The sequence below is a fragment of the Ekhidna sp. genome (genome assembly GCF_965228795.1).
Classification (GTDB): Bacteria; Bacteroidota; Bacteroidia; order Cytophagales; family Cyclobacteriaceae; genus Ekhidna.
In genome coordinates, this window is the sequence record NZ_OZ245839.1 from 3,701,753 (window position 1) to 3,718,128 (window position 16,376).

General features: G+C 41.7%; 17 protein-coding genes. 6 read left to right on the plus strand and 11 right to left on the minus strand.

Features of this window, described 5'->3' with window-relative positions; all coding sequences use genetic code 11:
• Positions 1-10 precede the first annotated feature (10 nt).
• The gene (locus tag ACQK2H_RS16610) at positions 11-583 is read right to left on the minus strand and encodes a hypothetical protein (RefSeq protein WP_425392501.1); all 573 of its coding nucleotides are present in this window, start codon (positions 581-583) and stop codon (positions 11-13) included.
• 189 nt (positions 584-772) lie between these two features.
• Between ACQK2H_RS16610 and ACQK2H_RS16615 the strand changes: the two genes are divergently transcribed.
• Positions 773-1,597: a peptidylprolyl isomerase gene (locus ACQK2H_RS16615; RefSeq protein WP_425392502.1), complete on the plus strand. Its 825-nt coding sequence runs from the start codon at positions 773-775 to the stop codon at positions 1,595-1,597.
• A 43-nt stretch (positions 1,598-1,640) separates the two neighbouring features.
• Here ACQK2H_RS16615 and ACQK2H_RS16620 read toward each other — a convergent pair whose 3' ends face one another.
• From ACQK2H_RS16620 to ACQK2H_RS16630, 3 genes are all read right to left on the minus strand, one after another.
• Positions 1,641-2,159 (minus strand): outer membrane beta-barrel protein, encoded by a 519-nt coding sequence (locus ACQK2H_RS16620; RefSeq protein ID WP_425392503.1) that lies wholly within the window; start codon positions 2,157-2,159, stop codon positions 1,641-1,643.
• A gap of 189 nt (positions 2,160-2,348) precedes the next feature.
• The gene (locus tag ACQK2H_RS16625; protein WP_425392504.1) at positions 2,349-2,873 is read right to left on the minus strand and encodes an outer membrane beta-barrel protein; all 525 of its coding nucleotides are present in this window, start codon (positions 2,871-2,873) and stop codon (positions 2,349-2,351) included.
• A 149-nt stretch (positions 2,874-3,022) separates the two neighbouring features.
• A complete protein-coding gene (locus ACQK2H_RS16630) occupies positions 3,023-3,529 on the minus strand; it encodes an outer membrane beta-barrel protein (protein WP_425392505.1) in 507 nt (168 codons plus the stop codon).
• A gap of 72 nt (positions 3,530-3,601) precedes the next feature.
• On the opposite strand from ACQK2H_RS16630, the gene ACQK2H_RS16635 reads away from it, so the two are divergent.
• Both ACQK2H_RS16635 and ACQK2H_RS16640 read left to right on the plus strand, forming a co-directional pair.
• On the plus strand, positions 3,602-4,306 hold the full coding sequence (locus ACQK2H_RS16635) for an SIR2 family NAD-dependent protein deacylase (RefSeq protein ID WP_425392506.1): 705 nt from the start codon (positions 3,602-3,604) through the stop codon (positions 4,304-4,306).
• Positions 4,303-4,767 (plus strand): nuclear transport factor 2 family protein, encoded by a 465-nt coding sequence (locus ACQK2H_RS16640; RefSeq protein ID WP_425392507.1) that lies wholly within the window; start codon positions 4,303-4,305, stop codon positions 4,765-4,767. The genes ACQK2H_RS16635 and ACQK2H_RS16640 overlap by 4 nt, the downstream gene beginning before the upstream one ends.
• Positions 4,768-4,787: 20 nt before the next feature.
• Here the strand turns inward: ACQK2H_RS16640 and ACQK2H_RS16645 are convergent, their stop codons facing one another.
• Genes ACQK2H_RS16645 through ACQK2H_RS16655 form a run of 3 tightly spaced genes read right to left on the minus strand, consistent with a single transcriptional unit; the run spans position 4,788 to position 7,880 of the window.
• A complete protein-coding gene (locus tag ACQK2H_RS16645; protein ID WP_425392508.1) occupies positions 4,788-5,846 on the minus strand; it encodes an amidohydrolase family protein in 1,059 nt (352 codons plus the stop codon).
• A 25-nt stretch (positions 5,847-5,871) separates the two neighbouring features.
• Positions 5,872-7,032 (minus strand): tetratricopeptide repeat protein, encoded by a 1,161-nt coding sequence (locus tag ACQK2H_RS16650; protein WP_425392509.1) that lies wholly within the window; start codon positions 7,030-7,032, stop codon positions 5,872-5,874.
• A 47-nt stretch (positions 7,033-7,079) separates the two neighbouring features.
• Positions 7,080-7,880, minus strand: coding sequence for a hypothetical protein (locus ACQK2H_RS16655; protein WP_425392510.1), 801 nt, complete (start codon positions 7,878-7,880; stop codon positions 7,080-7,082).
• A gap of 232 nt (positions 7,881-8,112) precedes the next feature.
• On the opposite strand from ACQK2H_RS16655, the gene ACQK2H_RS16660 reads away from it, so the two are divergent.
• Both ACQK2H_RS16660 and ggt read left to right on the plus strand, forming a co-directional pair.
• The gene (locus tag ACQK2H_RS16660; protein ID WP_425392511.1) at positions 8,113-8,289 is read left to right on the plus strand and encodes a hypothetical protein; all 177 of its coding nucleotides are present in this window, start codon (positions 8,113-8,115) and stop codon (positions 8,287-8,289) included.
• Between the two features lie 3 nt (positions 8,290-8,292).
• Positions 8,293-9,990: a gamma-glutamyltransferase gene (gene ggt, locus ACQK2H_RS16665; RefSeq protein ID WP_425392512.1), complete on the plus strand. Its 1,698-nt coding sequence runs from the start codon at positions 8,293-8,295 to the stop codon at positions 9,988-9,990.
• On the opposite strand, the gene ACQK2H_RS16670 is transcribed toward ggt, so the two are convergent.
• The 4 genes from ACQK2H_RS16670 to aat are packed head-to-tail and all read right to left on the minus strand — an operon-like array spanning position 9,972 to position 15,816.
• Positions 9,972-11,240, minus strand: a complete 1,269-nt coding sequence (locus tag ACQK2H_RS16670) for a sugar MFS transporter (protein ID WP_425392513.1) — start codon at positions 11,238-11,240, stop codon at positions 9,972-9,974. The genes ggt and ACQK2H_RS16670 overlap by 19 nt on opposite strands.
• Entirely contained in the window at positions 11,233-12,192 is a 960-nt protein-coding gene (locus ACQK2H_RS16675; RefSeq protein WP_425392514.1) for an isoaspartyl peptidase/L-asparaginase family protein, read from the minus strand. The genes ACQK2H_RS16670 and ACQK2H_RS16675 overlap by 8 nt, the downstream gene beginning before the upstream one ends.
• Positions 12,193-12,224: 32 nt before the next feature.
• Positions 12,225-15,110 (minus strand): GH92 family glycosyl hydrolase, encoded by a 2,886-nt coding sequence (locus ACQK2H_RS16680; RefSeq protein WP_425392515.1) that lies wholly within the window; start codon positions 15,108-15,110, stop codon positions 12,225-12,227.
• A gap of 58 nt (positions 15,111-15,168) precedes the next feature.
• Positions 15,169-15,816, minus strand: a complete 648-nt coding sequence (gene aat / locus ACQK2H_RS16685) for a leucyl/phenylalanyl-tRNA--protein transferase (protein ID WP_425392516.1) — start codon at positions 15,814-15,816, stop codon at positions 15,169-15,171.
• A gap of 99 nt (positions 15,817-15,915) precedes the next feature.
• Here aat and ACQK2H_RS16690 point away from each other — a divergent pair, with 99 nt between their 5' ends.
• Positions 15,916-16,281 (plus strand): glyoxalase/bleomycin resistance/extradiol dioxygenase family protein, encoded by a 366-nt coding sequence (locus ACQK2H_RS16690; protein ID WP_425392517.1) that lies wholly within the window; start codon positions 15,916-15,918, stop codon positions 16,279-16,281.
• The last annotated feature ends 95 nt before the right edge of the window (positions 16,282-16,376 follow it).

Here is a 16,376-nt window from a genome sequence, read left to right on the forward strand (position 1 = left end):
ATAAAAGAGACTAGCTCCTACGCTCGTTTAGCTGATTAACGGCTGTTTGTAGCTCACGCTTAAGCTTTACCTGCGTTTCACGTGCTTTGGTTTTGTGGTCCTCAAACTCTGCCTGCAGCGAATCAAATTCGCGCTTCGTACGGGATGTTACACTATTGCTGCGTATGAACATGAAGTAGGCAATGACTGCCAGCACCGCTAGCGCAATGATAATCACCCAAACCATGATGTGGTACCCCACCTTCGAGAAAGGAATACCCAGGAAATAAATGGTATCATTCAACTCAAGACTTTCGTCCAGTTTTGCCTCCACATCTGATAGCTGTGCACGAGCCTGCTGAGCCAACGCCTTCGCATCCTGAGTTTCAGTTTGTAACTGCTGAATCTTTCGTTGCTTTTGATTCAACGTGTCTGTCACCTCCGACCAAAAAGCATTTAGATCCGTGCGCGGAATTACCTTATACCGCTCATAGGACTCGGTATTTTCCAGCATGTTATCAAATTTCTGCTGGAGGGTTCCCTGAGCAAATGCTGAGATTGCAAAAAGCAATACGAAGCAAAGAGTGAGTGATAAATTTTTCATCTTATCAGTTGCTGGTTAATTAGTGTTTTAAACAATTCGAAAAGGTAACGAGCATAAATGAATGAAATTATCCCGAATTATTGAGGTTTCAGACCCGCTATCACATTGAGTCGGCGAAGTTAAAAACCTAAGTGGATTACTTCAATGAAATGGCCTTTTCATTTTACATTATCTTTAGCTAAAAACATCATGCAACTACTCCGCTACCTAATCCTATCCTCAGTCATTATTTCCTGCTCGAGATCAAAAGACTCCTCAAAAGAAGAACCTAAACCTATACAGGTAGCCCTCACCACTTCTATGGGCTCAATTGTTCTTGAACTCTCTGATAAAACACCTTTGCATCGTGATAATTTCGTCAAGCTGGTGAATGATGGCATGTATGACAGCATCATATTTCACCGGGTTCTTCAGGGTTTTGTAGTTCAGGCAGGTGAGTTTGACAGCCTCCGACTAGCTAATATGGATTCTTCAATGATTGAGGGACTAGATTATCGTGTGACGGCTGAATTTGATACCACACTATTCCATAAACGAGGCGCTTTGGGAGCTGCCAGAGACGGTAATCCACAAAGAGCATCTTCTAGTATTCAGTTTTACATTGTACAAGCAGGACCACAGCCAGACAGTATGATTGTAAAAGGAGAAAAACGTATCAATGGTTGGCTTAGACAGCACTACGCAACGCAAGCACCCGAAAACAAAATGTGGCTGGATTCGATCAATTATGCATTGGAGTCCGAAGATTATGCCCTTTTTGGTTCAATCTACGATACGCTCGCAAAAATCGCGGAGGGCTTTGAAGACTTTGAGCAATACAAAATACCTGAATATCAAAAAGAAATCTATCGCACAACTGGTGGCACTCCACATCTCGATCAGAACTATACAGTCTTTGGCGAAGTAGTGGCAGGGATGAATGTGGTTGATTCTATTGCTGCTGTACCGGTTGGTGATGGTGGCATACCTATTGATCAGGTGATGATCTTAAATGCTACTATAGAGGGAAAATGAAGGAACAAAAGAGCCCGAAAATCAGGCTCTTTTCTATTAATTTCTAGAAGTACAGCCTAAAACCGGCATTAATTCCAAAGGAATTGAAATCTCCTAAATCATCACTACTCTGTGTTCTATAAACGAATGATGGCTCAATAGCTACATTATCAACAATCCAAATAGGATAACCAAGTTCTAATTCCAATTGAGTAGCATTAAAGCTTGATTCGGTGAAACCATTATCTGAAGATCCACTTATGGCTAAAAATGACGCACCTATGAATACATCGCTCACATAGTATCTCACTAATGGACCGATAGCAAATGAATTACTTGAAAAGTCTCCTTCCTTGGAACTATTAAACCCTAAATTTAAGCCCGCTGCGAAATTATCAATAAGAAAATAACCAGCTCCGGCATTGATGTTGAAGTGATTGGAACGGTTTTCTGCACCGTCCGATTTTGCTGATGAAAAACCAAGGTTAGACGTGGCTCCAACAATCCAACCTCCTTCTTCTGTTTGAGCGTTTGCGATTCCAAAAGTTGTAATAAAAACCGCTAGTAGTAGTACTTTTTTCATTTTAGTTTTTGTTTGATTAGTAAAAAACACACGTTTTTATACGTCTAATCAAGAAAGATAGATTCAAACAAAAAACCCTTCCATCAATGGAAGGGTTAAAAATCAAAAATTAAATGTCTTAAAAATTAAGCTCACAGTCGTCACATCACCGGAAGTGGTGAGACGACTGAATTTCAATAGAGAGATTTCTTAGAATGCAAATGCAACACCTGCGTTGATCACTAACTGTCCATCTCCAGGACTTTGATACTTTACTTGACCATTAGCAAAAAGATTATCACTTAGTGGATACATTACACCTGCTCCAATATTTAATCCTCCTTCGGAATCCGATACAGACAGTCCACCACTTTCAGCTTTAGCATTTATTGAGCTAAAACCAGCAAGGCCATATATGCCGCTATCCCCAAAGTAATACCTTGCATCGATATTTAATGCACTTAAAGAATAATCTACTCCATCAACCGAATTGGCAAAGAAAAAAGTATAGCTAGGAGCAACACTAATCATATCAGTGATTAAATACTCTGCACCAACATTAACCCCAAGACCTAACTTAGAATCAACTTCACCTCCTGTTCCTGCCTCAGCTCCTGCTTTCGTTCCTACAGCTAAGCCAGCACCAACTCTGATATCGCCTTGTTCCTGTGCATTAGCTGTTACTCCAAATAGAATAAATGCTGTAAATAATGAAAGAATAGTAATTTTTTTCATAGAATATTAATCATTTAGTTTTTAAGTATTTGCAATATAACAACCATGATTACATCTACAAATATCTCTTTTGGGGTAAAGACTTACGCCTTGATATTTTATTCTTGGAGATACCCAAATAAAGATATTTTCACTCTCAACATTATCTTCTACAATCCATAAAAAATATTGATTGATAGCGTGTTATTCGTGATGTCTCCTCCATCTGAAACATCTGACAAACCCGCATTATACCTAAGGCCCAAAGTCATATTGGAACTAAATGAATAACCCGCACCAAAACCAACTGTAAAGTTTGTAGCAGAGGCATTTGCATCATCGTCTCCAAGAATAAGACCCAACTGTGGACCAAATTCCAGCATTAACTCTTCGAAGTTAAGTTTACCCATTACACCCAAGTTCAGATTCGTAAAACTGGTGTTATCGTCTCCTTCAAGTGAGATTGCCGCTTCCGGCTGTACTGCAAAATCTCCGGTCAGTACGGAGTTATAATAACCACCAATGTTTAGACCAATTCTAGTGTCTGAGTCTCCTCCTCCATCAAATGATGATAAGTTAAGTCCACCTTTTAATCCGAGTCCCGGTTGCTGAGCAGTTGCTGCACTTGCAAAAGTGATGAATGAAACAATCGAAAAGAACTTGAATAGATTTTTCATAGCTATATTAAATTTTAATTTAATTTCAATCTAAGAAACACGAGCGGATAATCATATACCGGTTGTATAAAAATGAATAATAAGCGCTCAAAAATAGTTGTACTAACAGGAGCAGGCATCAGCGCGGAAAGTGGATTGAAAACCTTTCGGGATTCCGGTGGTCTTTGGGAAGGGCATGATGTCACACAAGTAGCCACTCCCCAGGCATGGGCAAAAGACAGGGCACTTGTATTGGAGTTTTACAATCAGCGACGCAAACAAGCATTGGAAGTAAAGCCCAACCCCGGTCACCTTGCATTGGCTGAACTTGAAAAGCATTTTGAAGTTTACATTGTCACACAAAACATTGATGCACTTCACGAAAAAGCAGGAAGTACCAATGTGCTTCACTTACACGGTGAAATAAGTAAAGTAAGAAGTACAATTGACTCTAACCTCGTTTACGAGCTGGATGGCTGGGAGCTTAAAGAAGGTGATACATGTGAAAAAGGCTCTCAACTAAGGCCACACATTGTATGGTTTGGAGAGGCTGTACCGATGATGGAGCCGGCAATAGAGCAAGTTTTGACTGCAGATATTTTCATCGTTGCGGGAACCTCATTAGTGGTATATCCAGCAGCCGGGCTTTTAGATTTTGTCGATGCAGAAGTTCCGAAATTCGTGGTGGATCCAAAAATTCCTGAGATTGCTTCAGGAAATAACTTCTACCTTTATGAAGAGCCTGCAAGTACCGGGCTCCCAAAAATTAAAGATCACCTTATCGAAAAGTACCTATGAGTAAATCCACACTCGAAAAGTTTTATTCATCGTTTCAGGCTCACAATGCTGACCAAATGGCTGAATGCTACCACAAGGATGTTGTTTTTAATGATCCGGTGTTTAAAAACCTGGATTACTCCGAGGTAACTGCCATGTGGAAGATGCTCATTAAGCGATCAAAGGGGCAGCTAGAAATCGATTTTCATACAGTAATAGGAGACGATGAAATGGCACAATGCATCTGGGAAGCTGATTATGAATTTTCAAAAACAGGCAATCCCGTGCACAATATCATCCACACGACCATGGAGTTTAAAGACGGACTAATCATCAAACACACCGATGAGTTTGACTTCTGGAGATGGTCTAAAATGGCGTTGGGACTTACAGGCGTATTAATGGGCTGGTCACCTTACTTAAAAAACAGAGTAAGCAAAGTGGCCCGAATGTCACTGGATAAGTATTTAAAAGAGAATTAATTCCCCCTTAACAAAGGGGGCTAGGGGGTTGTATCTTCCATTAATACTTTAAGAAGATCTTTATTCTTGCTTTCACTCAAACCTAGCCAATCCAGCGTTGATTGATAAAAGATGTTATCAATGTCATTTTGAGGTAGATCCATCTCAGTAATGAACTTTCCGATTTCCAGATCTCCAAGTGGGAAAGGATAATCTGAACCAAGGCACACTTTTTCTGAACCAATTAGATCGATGACATACTTTAGATACGTTGGATCATGTGTAATGCTATCCACCCAGAATTTACCCAGATATTCCCTTGGATTCACATCGTTGTGCACAGCGACTAAGTCAGGTCGGCAATTAAATCCATGCTCCAGTCTACCAATAGTAGCCAGTAATGAACCTCCTGCGTGAGCGAAGCACACTCTCAATTTTGGATATCGCTCAAATACTCCACCAAAAATCATAGAAGCTGCAGCTCTGGCTGTTTCTGCCGGCATTCCAACTAACCATGGAAGCCAGTATTTTTCCATGTACTCTTTCCCCATCATATCCCAAGGATGGACCAATACGGCCATTCCGAGACTTTCACACGCCTCGAAAAACTCAAAAAAGCGTGGCTTACTGAGATTGTGATTATTGATATTGGAACCAATCTGAACTCCGGGTATTCCCAGCTTCTTCAACCTTTCCAGTTCCTTTACTGCTAGCTCAGGATCTTGCATAGGCACAGTACCCAGGCCTATATAATTTTTTGGATTTTCTTCTACGACCTGTGCAATGTGATCATTGAGGTACATCGAAAGATCTAAGCAATCATGACCATCCGCCCAGTAGCTAAACATCACAGGAATTGTACAAACGACCTGAACCTGCGTATCAAACTTTTTATACTCCTCTATTCGGAGCTTTTCGTCCCAGCAGTTGGACTGGATTTCTCTAAAGAACTTATCTCCCTTCATCATCCTGGCGGCCTCCGGCTTATGATGTAACAGGCTGATAAAGTCTCCATAACCAAATTTTTCAGCAAAATTGGGAATGGTGTGCGGAAGGATATGCGTATGCATATCTATTTTTAGAGGTGTCTGCTTTGCCATATTACAAAGGTAAAAAGAAATTCACCTATTGGCTACCGCAATGCTCTTCTTGTGCTTTTACTGCCTGATCCATCCCTAAAGCACTGGCTTTCTCTAAATAGCTACATCCCTTTTCCTTTTCCTTCAGGCTCAAATAAGCCATGGCAGCATTGAACCATACGTTTTCATACCCGGAATCAATCGATAGGTATTGCTCATAAAATCCAACTGCATCCTGAAATTTTTTCTCGTAGAAAAGTGAATTGCCTATAAGATAGAATGCCTCGGTTCTGGAGGGCTCCAGTTGCATTGCTTTAATGAAATCTTGCCTGGCCTGGCCATACGAACCGGTTCTCAGCAACGCCTTGCCTCGACTGATATAAGCCAAATCGTCAGAAGGATCAGCTTCAATGGCTTTCGAATGGTACATAGCAGCCGCCGTAAAATCTCCACTTTCGTACGCATTCGCACCCATTAAATTCAGCATCGGTATGAATTCTTCATCACTGAGAAGACCTTCCGGGAGTTTTACGGATTCATCTAGCACAGCCAGGTTATACCAGGCTTTAGAGCTGGAAGAGTCCAATGCAATCGCTGCTTTCAAATCTTTAATGGCCTCCTGCTCTTTTCCCATTTTAGCATATAGTTGAGATCGATTGATCAGAGATTCTACCGTAAGACCATTTTCCAATGCTTTGTTGAAATCCGATAGTGCCTTGTCCCAATCTCCTAATTTTTGATGGGCCATTCCACGATATTGATACACCTGAGACATCATTGATTGAAGCGTGGTAAGAAAAGTACCCTTTCCACCCGATGGATCATTTGCATAATAGATGGCGCGGGTCTCAGAGCTGGATTGATTATCTATGACATAGGTAAAATCCTGAATGGCTTGTTCGGTGCTCGCAGAATTATAATAAATCAAGCCTTTTTGAAAATATGCCTCCAAATTATCAGGATCTTTTTGAATAACCGCTTCGTAATCAGCCAGGGCCCTAAGGTCTTTGTTTTCAGCTTCATGGATCATTCCGCTAAGAAAATAATCCTCCGCAGTTGGTTTTTTAGCCAGGCTTAAATTAATGTAGTATCTGGCAGAGTCAATTCGATCATCGTTGAAGTAGGCTCTTGCCTGATCATAGTAATCCTGTGAAAAAGCATGGACACAGAAAACCGCACCTAAAACTATTGAAACAATTGCTCGCATGAGGTTGAAAGTTTACTCAACAGAAAACGAACCTTGAGGATCTTTGGTTATAGCACGCGTTGGATTTGCATGCTACTCTCTTTGCAGAGATGTTCAAATTTCCCATTCTCCATTCGATAAAAACTGATAGCCATCACTAAAAACAAGCCCGTCCCTTCAGGGATGATTCGATTATCGATGGAAATCATTCCTGTCATTGGTTCTGTTGGAATTTTTAATAGCGGCAACATGGAGCTTTCATAGGTTCCAAACTTGCCATGCAAATCTTTATTAACCGGCTTGTACCCTCCGGCCTTTTGATCAAACTGATAGTCGGATAGTGCAATCAGACGTGCTGTAATTTTAAAGTTTGTGGCGCCCTTTGGACTCTTGAAAGTTTTCTCAGGTATAAATGCCGGGAAGTGAAGAATCACCTGCCCTCTTTGAGAGCCTGGTTTTACAAAATATTTGGCACCAAAAATTTTCTCATAAGGTGCTTTGGAATTAAACTCAAATCCATTTAAAAGATGTCCGTGTTTGCTGAGGAATAATGGACGAGTTCCTGTTTTCCCCTCCTCCATTTTAGCAAGATTGCGAAACTGGGCCGTAAGCTTGCCGGAAACATAAGTTTCGCAAATTTCTGACATTCCGGTTGAAAGCGACTGGCGCAAAGTCTTGGCCATCATTGAAGCCACTCCGAATTCTTTCTGGTTATTTCTAAGCTCTTTATATGAAGCTTTAGTTTTAATCTGTTTTGCAGTAGGACCTCCCTTCTTAGCAATAATTTCCCTTTCCACACCCTTCAATTTATACCTTCTATATCCTTTTGGAATTTCGATTTCTATTGGGTTACGAGGTGACTCTTTCATGTTAGGCTGGTTAACTGTTCTTTTGACTAAATGCTGTTTTTCGCTTAGGGTCGATGAAGATAATCATTCGACCCGTAACAACAAAATTTTCCTTTAAGGAATCACTTAACGAAACCAAATGCTAACCCCTGATAGTTACGAACTTATGAATCGGTCCCATTTTCATCCCTCATAACGTATATATATTATCATTTTTTTGCCGTTACATCGTTGATTAGTTTTCCTCTTCATTATGATTAAAAAAATACTCTTTGCATGTATCATTTTGGCTGCCGGCCTAATCACCCCTTCGTGCAGTTCAAGCTCACATACAGTTAAAGTGGTAAAGCCTAAAAAGCATTGGTTTCCATACGATCAAAAAAAGCATCGTAAGCGAAAGCGAACCAAAATCGTACGAATGAAATCCTAACCTATGAAATCATTTAAACTCATTATCCTGACGCTGCTCATTGCGTGTCAAAACCCTCAGACTTCAAGCAAAAAGGAACCTGAAATTGGTCCTTTGGGAGAAAAAGCGATGATATCCACCGCTCACCCACTTGCCACAAAGGTGGGCTTAGATGTTCTTAAAAATGGCGGAAATGCCATTGATGCTGCGGTTGCAGTAAAGTTTGCTCTAGCCGTAGTATTCCCTCGTGCTGGCAACATCGGTGGGGGTGGTTTTGCAGTATACCGTATGAAGGATGGTAGCATCGGCTCGATTGATTTCAGAGAGAAAGCACCCATGCAGGCGCATCGCGATATGTATCTTGATGAGGATGGTAATGTGATAGATGATATGAGTACGCTGGGGCATAAAGCCGCAGGAGTGCCCGGCTCTGTTGATGGTATTCTTAAACTGCATGAAAAGTTTGGATCCAAAGCATTGAGTGAACTAATTCAACCAGCCATCAATCTTGCTTTCTACGGATTTACAATTACTGAAAATCAGGCAGAAGAATTGAATGAAAAAAGTGAAGCTTTTACACAAGTGAATGGTTCGGATTTCTTTTTGGTGAAAGACCAACCCTGGAAAGCCGGAGATACTTTAAAATTTAAAGAGCTGGCGGGTACGCTAACGCAGATTCGTGACCGTGGCAGAGAAGGGTTCTACGGTGGAATTGTGGCGGACCAGATCGTGAAAGAAATGCAGCGAGGTGGTGGATTAATAACTGAAGAGGATTTAAAAAACTACAATGCTCAATGGCGAGAACCACTGACAGGTTCTTATCGTGGACATAGGATTATTTCCATGCCTCCTCCGTCAAGTGGTGGGGTGGCGGTTATTCAATTACTGCAAGGTGCTGAACAATATGATATAGGAGCTATGGGTCACAACACTCCTGAGACGATACATTTAATGACCGAATTGGAACGAAGGGTATACGCCGACCGGGCGACACACCTTGGAGATCCGGATCATTACGATGTGCCTGTGAAAATGCTCCTCGATCCTGAATATAATAAGGAGCGTTTCTCAACTATTTCTCTTGATGAGAAAACAGACTCCCAGGAGGTGAAAGAAGGAGAAGTAGAAGTCATTGAAAGCGTTGAAACCACTCATTTTTCTATCGTTGATCCTGAGGGTAATGCAGTTTCATTAACTACCACACTGAATGCATTTTTTGGATGCAAAGTATATGTTCGAGGTGCCGGCTTTTTTCTAAATAATGAAATGGACGACTTTAGTTCAAAGCCGGGAGTTCCAAATCAGTTTGGTTTAGTAGGTGGGGAAGCAAACTCGATCCAACCAGAAAAGAGAATGCTAAGCAGCATGACACCAACGATTGTCGAAAAAGATGGCAATCTAAAAATGGTCGTTGGTACTCCCGGAGGTTCCACCATCATCACCTCTGTATTCCAGTGTATCATGAACGTGATTGACCATGGAATGAGCATGCAGGATGCTGTGAATGCTACCCGAACGCACAGTCAGTGGTTGCCTGATAGAATCTTAATTGAAAGAAGACCTATTGAACCGGATGTCATTGATGAGCTTGAGGATATGGGACACTCAATCGAACGAAGAGAGGCTATGGGTAGAATGGATTGCATCCTTGTAAGAGCAGACGACAAACTGGAAGGTGGTGCTGATTATACCAGGGGGGATAATTATGCAGAAGGGTTTTGATTTGGTCTATATCCCTTCCATCCATACCATGCAATGTATGCGAAGCATCCAATCGTAATTAGAAACGAATTATGTAGCCCAAAGTAGCTATCAGCAATCAAGCCTTGCAAAGGAGGGATAAGCGCTCCACCTACAATGGCTGCAACCAGTATTCCCGATCCTTTACTTGTCATCGGTCCAAGATCTGCAATTGCCAATGTAAAAATGTTACTCCACATGATCGATAGGAAAAGGCCTGTGGTAATCAGTAGCCACATGGCCAGGTAGCCATCTGAAACATTAAAGATTAACATTAAGATGATACATGTCACTGCTGAAATCAGTAATAGTCGTTGACTTGAAATGAATTTCAGGATGTATGATCCAAACAACCTGCCTACCATTAGACCTCCCCAATAAAAAGGTAAATACCTGGCGCCAATTTCACGGAACACTGCTATCTGATCATCTTTTGCTGCTATACCGGTGATGTAGCTTTGATACTCGGCAAGATTAGGAAAGATGTTTTCACTGAGGTAAATCACCAAAAAAGATGCAATAGTCACCTCTGCTCCTACATAAAGAAAAATAGCAACTGCTCCTTTGACTAAATGCGGTTGCTTCCAAATACTTTCAGTATCCGCATGATCACTATCCGGAACTTCTACTACTTCGGGCAACTTCAGGAATGAAAAAATAATGGCGAGTGTCAGGAGTAATGTACCAAGTAAAATATATGGAATCTGAACTGCTTCAGCCTGTTGATCCGGTGATAGTCCAGCTAGTCCTCGGAGGATAAAATAACTACCTGCTAGTGGCGCAATCACCTTTGCTACACTATTAAATCCCTGAGCAAGATTTAGTCGGTTGGATGCTTTTTCTGGTGCTCCCAGCCTGGCAACATAGGGATTGGCAGCCACTTGTAGCAGCGTAACCCCAGATGCCAGCACGAAGATAGCTCCAAGGAAAAACGGATAAGAGATAAGCGCAGAAGCGGGATAAAAAAGCCAGCTACCAGCAGCCATCACGAGTAACCCAACCACAATTCCTCTGTGATAACCAATTTTATTTAAAAGCCAGGATGACGGTAAGCTGACGCAGAAAAAAGCAATAAAAAAAGCAAACTGAACAAGAGCTGCCTGAAAATTATTTAACGAAAACAATCCTTTGAGATATGGAATCAGTGCGCCATCCAGCTCAGTCAAAAAGCCCCAGGTAAAGAAAAGCACCAACATGTAAAACATGGAGGTTTTATAATGTTGCTTAGTCATTCAGGTATGCTTTTGAATCAATCAATTCATTTTTTCCATCCGCCATCTCAGCATAATTGAACCACTTGTGAATGGCAAATGCTCCGGTATTCCCTGCTTTATCCATTGCCAGATAGCCCACCTGAAAATCCTTGTAATCCGGCATTTTATCAACTATTCGCTGGATGGCTTGCTCGCAGGCTTCTTGTGCAGACATACCTTGCCTGATCAGTTCCACCACCAAAAATGCCCCCAATGTTTTAAGCATCAGTTCTCCCATTCCTGTAGCCACTGCAGCGCCATAATCATTATCGACATACAATCCGGCTCCAATCACCGGGGAATCCCCCACTCGTCCATGCATTTTATATGCTAAACCGCTGGTGGTACATGACCCGGATAGATTACCATTGGCATCCTGACAAATCATCCCAATCGTATCGTGATTTTCCACATTGATGACCGGCTTGTAATCCGATGTTTTTCGCCATTTCTCCCATTCCGCTTTACTCTTTTCTGTAAGCAAATTCTCTTTTTCAAATCCCTGATCGATGGCAAAACGAAGCGCTCCCTCTCCTGCCAGCATCACATGAGGAGTTTCTTCCATGACCTTTCTCGCAACAGCAACCGGATGTTTGATGTGCTGAAGAAATGACACAGATCCGGCATTCCCCTTGTGATCCATAATACATGCATCAAGTGTCACATTCCCATCGCGATCCGGAGCTCCACCTATCCCAACAGATGTATTTTCCGGATCTGCCTCGATGACCATAACCCCTTTTTCAGCAGCATCTAACGCCGATCCTCCGGCTTTAAGAATCTCATTTGCAGCTTCATTGGCTTGCAGGCCATGTCTCCATGTGCTGACTACTTTGGGCTTGATGGATCGGATCATCTCCTTTGACCCCTGATTAGCACAGGCTGTATTCAACAGTCCTACTCCAGCTGTTGCAGCTAGTGAGTTTTTCAAAAATTTTCTTCGGGTACTCATCGGTTAATTGATTACAATTTCATCGGCAAAATCCATGACTTTCCTCCCGCCCCTTTATGATCAGTGGGACATACTCCACGATTCTTGGCCACTACTTTAATATATCTGGTTTCTTGATCAACACTGACACCAAAGTCTTTCAATATGACTCCCTTCTCTTTGTAGGAAATCATATTTGTCACCTTACCTGCTGCCTTGAAATTTTTCCCATCTTCTGAAACATGAAAGGAAACCTCCAACGGCATGAAAATCCATGAGTTTTCATCTTGTAGAAATCCGATTTTGACGTCATTGACAGACTGTATGCTTCCTAAATCAACTGTCGCTACTAAATCTACACCTTCATATCCTTGCCAGTCACCTGTTCTGAAGTCAGCCTTCCCTCTTACGAAGTTGATAAGCGCATTATCACCTCCACCCGAATAGTGATTTGCATAATCCGTTTCAAGCTCAATGTTTCTGTTCTTTGGAATCTTGAAAAATTGACTTTTTGCAACCAGACTTTTTTGATCGCCTTTTTGAGACCAGACGTATAAATCGGTAGACTCAGCTATTTCAAAGGGTTCGGTGTAAACAGTGCCTTCTTGATCACTTGGGGAAAAAGCATAGCGCATGTCCGCATCTTCTGAAACCGAAGAGAGCGTAATTTTTGTAGACCCAACAAATGCCTTATCCCCCGTTTCAATTGCAGGAATTGCTAAAGCATTCATTTCAATTTTTGATGTTGGTCGGTTAGCTGGATCCACACCGAAGGTTGTTGATGGATGATCCGCCATATGAAAAGTCAAGACTCCACCATTTAAAATATCATTGTGTTTAATGAAGCTATTTTTATAATCTTCACCATTTAACTCAAGCCTATGAACATACTTGTTCTTTGGTGAGTTTTCAGAAGCCACTATACTGAAAACCTTGCCATTTTCTAATGTAATTGTAGCTTCCTTAAACCATGGACTACCAATGATGTAATCTTCACTTCCGGGAGTCACCGGGTAAAACCCCAGTGCACTCATTACCAACCAGGATGACATCTGACCGCAATCTTCATTCCCTGAAAGTCCGTCTGGTTGATCGTCATAAAGTTCATCCATGATTTGACGTACATACTCCTGTGTTTTATCCGGACGACCTATAAAATTGTAGAGATAAGGAATGTGATGGCTAGGCTCATTTCCGTGTGCATATTGACCAATTAACCCGGTGATGTCTGCTTGATCCCGGCCTGAAGTTTCAGAGTCTGCTGTGAAAATGGCATCCAGCTTTTGTTCTGCCGCCTGATCGCCACCCAGCATATCAATCCAGGTTTCAACATCCTGAGGAACATAGTAGCTGTATTGCCATGAATTGGCTTCCGTATAATTGAAATTAACCTCTGCAGGCTCAAAAGGGTAGAACCACCGATTATTATTTCGTGCACGCATAAATCCTGTTGCTGGATCAAATACATTTTTATAGTTCTGCGCCCGCTGATAATAAACAGATGCAAGGTCTGTTTTCCCCATTCTGTTTGCCATCTCCGCGATGGTCCAATCATCATAGGCGTATTCCAGTGTCTTGGATACACTCTCTGCCTCTACATCTGAAGGAATATATCCTTTTGACCTGAAGTCATCAATTCCTAATCGATCCTGCATGGAACTATGAATCATTGCTTCAAAGGCCAACTCCGTGTCAAAATTGGTGATTCCCTTCACGTAAGCATCAGCAATCACCGGTACTGCGTGATATCCGATCATACATCCGGTATAATTAGCAGCCAGCTCCCACATGGGTAATCTTCCTCCGTATGAATAATGATTTAAAAATGTTTTTATAAAGTCTGCAGTACGTTTCCGTTCTATGATCGTGTAAAGTGGATGAGTCGATCGGTAAGTGTCCCACAAAGAGAATACTGTATAGTTCGTATAGCTGGTATCCTGGTGAATCTGCAAATCTGTCCCTCGAAAACGACCATCAACGTCATGATACAGGTTTGGGGCAATCATGGTGTGGTAAAGCGCCGTATAGAAAACAGTCTTTTGCTTTTCAGTCCCTCCTGCTACTTTAATCTTATTGAGTTGGTCTTGCCAGGCCACTCCTGCTTCTTTACGAGTTTTTTCAAAATCCCAGTGTTGAATCTCGGCTTCTAAGTTCTTTTTTGCGCCTTCTTCATCTACAGCTGAGATGGCAACCTTTACCTTTAATTGACTTCCGGGCTCAAAAGCCAATGCCGCTTTTTGCCTTGAATCATCATACACCATATCAGCAATTGGCTGATCGAAAACGATTCGAAAAAAGATGAACTGCTTTTCCGCCCAGGCTTTGCTGTGTCGGTAGCCGGTCAAAGTGAATTCATCTACCTGCTCCAGTTTTGAATCAAGCACTTCATCACGGTGAGATAAATCGATCATTACCTTTCGATCCTCTTTATTACTAAACGTATACCTATGAAAACCCACTCGTTCAGAAGCTGTCAACTCAACAGAGATTTGGTCATCCAGCAATTCCATAAAATAATAGCCGGGTTCTGCCACTTCTGACTCCTTAGAGAACAGTGAGCGGTAGCCTGGCTCACCGTCTACTCCATTATTAAAATAGACCTCACCCGAGAAAGGCATCAGCAATACATCCCCATAGTCTGATACTCCGGTTCCACTTAAATGGGTATGACTAAACCCATACACGATAGAATCCGAATAGTGATATCCTGAACATCCATCCCAACCGGTGAGTCGCGTATCCGGACTTAATTGTACCATCCCAAAAGGTCGGGTAGCACCCGGAAACGTGTGTCCATGTCCACCTGTTCCGATGAAAGGGTTGACATAGTCTAGTGGGGATTCATCTCTTTGATTACACGAATAAAGCGCAAGAAAGAAGGATAAGCCTACAAGCCGTATGAATTGGGATTTCTTCATAGGGATCGGAAATTAACAAAAATGGAAGTAAACCAATTATCAATTAAAACACTCGACATTACTTCTTGATGTCATCTAAATATTTGAGAAAATCTTCTCTTGGAATGAGTTCGGCTCCCATGCTTGCCATGTGATCTGTATAAGCCTGACAGTCATACAGCTGACCTCCTTCTTCCTGAAACTTTCGCATGAACATGATCAAGCCTGTTTTGGATGCATTGCTCACCTTAGAAAACATGGATTCTCCACAATAAACCGAGCCTAGGTGAATACCATACATGCCACCTACCAACTCATTGTCTTTCCACACCTCTACTGATTGTGCATGTCCTAATTCATAGAGTTTGATGTAAGCGGCTACCATGTCTTCAGTGATCCAGGTGCCATCCTGACCCTCTCGCTGCATTTCCTTGCAACTATTGATGACACCTTCAAAGTCCTGATTATAGGTTACTGTAAATTCTTCTTTTTTCAATACACTTCGCATGGATCTTGAAACATACAGTTTGTCGGGGAGCAAAACGAAGCGTGGATTGGGACTGTACCACATGATAGGTTCATCATCGCTGTACCAGGGAAAAATACCTGAATGATAAGCCAGCATCAGTCGCTCAGGACTAAGGTCCCCACCTATTGCCACCAGGCCATCATCTTCAGCTTCAGATACCGGTGGGAAATAAAGTTCTTTATTGAGTTGATAGCTCATTTGTGTTTATTGTTAGACATTTCATTGTCAAGTTATGCTAAAACCAGTAATCCGAATTACGATGTAACGCAAAGCAACAGTCCACGTTAGAAAAACCTTATGAACACACCCTCATCTACTCTTTACATCATCCCCGTTTTATCTTCATCCGATATCGATCGTGACCTAAAATGGTATGAACAATATACAGGCTTTACCTTCTATTTTGGAGACAAAGTCTATGCAGGACTGCAAAGGGACAATCTTGAATTCCACCTGCAATGGCACCACAATAACGAAGAGGATCCTGTGCACCCCTCAGTGATGAAAATCTTTGTAAAAGACATCCAGCCTTATTTTGATGAATTTGTAGGGCGGGGTACTATTAAAAAAGACAAGCTTCGAAAGAACACCCCATGGGGAACACATGAGTTTGGCTTCTATGATTTAAATAACAACGCCATCTTCATTGTACAAGATGCGTGATCTCAAATTATTTGAACTTTTACCCGGACTATGCAATAGAATATTTGATTTAATGCTCTAATGCATAATTGGGGTTTTAATCATCATCGCATAGG

Bases quoted from the DNA above. Each gene is read 5' to 3' on its own strand.
- ACQK2H_RS16655 (WP_425392510.1), bottom strand. From the start codon at position 7,880: ATGAAAGAGTCACCTCGTAACCCAATAGAAATCGAAATTCCAAAAGGA.
- aat (WP_425392516.1), bottom strand. From the start codon at position 15,816: ATGAGCTATCAACTCAATAAAGAACTTTATTTCCCACCGGTATCTGAA.
- ACQK2H_RS16690 (WP_425392517.1), top strand. From the start codon at position 15,916: ATGAACACACCCTCATCTACTCTTTACATCATCCCCGTTTTATCTTCA.
- ACQK2H_RS16615 (WP_425392502.1), top strand. From the start codon at position 773: ATGCAACTACTCCGCTACCTAATCCTATCCTCAGTCATTATTTCCTGC.
- ACQK2H_RS16625 (WP_425392504.1), bottom strand. From the start codon at position 2,873: ATGAAAAAAATTACTATTCTTTCATTATTTACAGCATTTATTCTATTT.
- ACQK2H_RS16635 (WP_425392506.1), top strand. From the start codon at position 3,602: ATGAATAATAAGCGCTCAAAAATAGTTGTACTAACAGGAGCAGGCATC.
- ACQK2H_RS16620 (WP_425392503.1), bottom strand. From the start codon at position 2,159: ATGAAAAAAGTACTACTACTAGCGGTTTTTATTACAACTTTTGGAATC.
- ACQK2H_RS16630 (WP_425392505.1), bottom strand. From the start codon at position 3,529: ATGAAAAATCTATTCAAGTTCTTTTCGATTGTTTCATTCATCACTTTT.
- ACQK2H_RS16680 (WP_425392515.1), bottom strand. From the start codon at position 15,110: ATGAAGAAATCCCAATTCATACGGCTTGTAGGCTTATCCTTCTTTCTT.
- ACQK2H_RS16645 (WP_425392508.1), bottom strand. From the start codon at position 5,846: ATGGCAAAGCAGACACCTCTAAAAATAGATATGCATACGCATATCCTT.
- ACQK2H_RS16670 (WP_425392513.1), bottom strand. From the start codon at position 11,240: ATGACTAAGCAACATTATAAAACCTCCATGTTTTACATGTTGGTGCTT.
- ggt (WP_425392512.1), top strand. From the start codon at position 8,293: ATGAAATCATTTAAACTCATTATCCTGACGCTGCTCATTGCGTGTCAA.
- ACQK2H_RS16650 (WP_425392509.1), bottom strand. From the start codon at position 7,032: ATGCGAGCAATTGTTTCAATAGTTTTAGGTGCGGTTTTCTGTGTCCAT.
- ACQK2H_RS16640 (WP_425392507.1), top strand. From the start codon at position 4,303: ATGAGTAAATCCACACTCGAAAAGTTTTATTCATCGTTTCAGGCTCAC.
- ACQK2H_RS16660 (WP_425392511.1), top strand. From the start codon at position 8,113: ATGATTAAAAAAATACTCTTTGCATGTATCATTTTGGCTGCCGGCCTA.
- ACQK2H_RS16610 (WP_425392501.1), bottom strand. From the start codon at position 583: ATGAAAAATTTATCACTCACTCTTTGCTTCGTATTGCTTTTTGCAATC.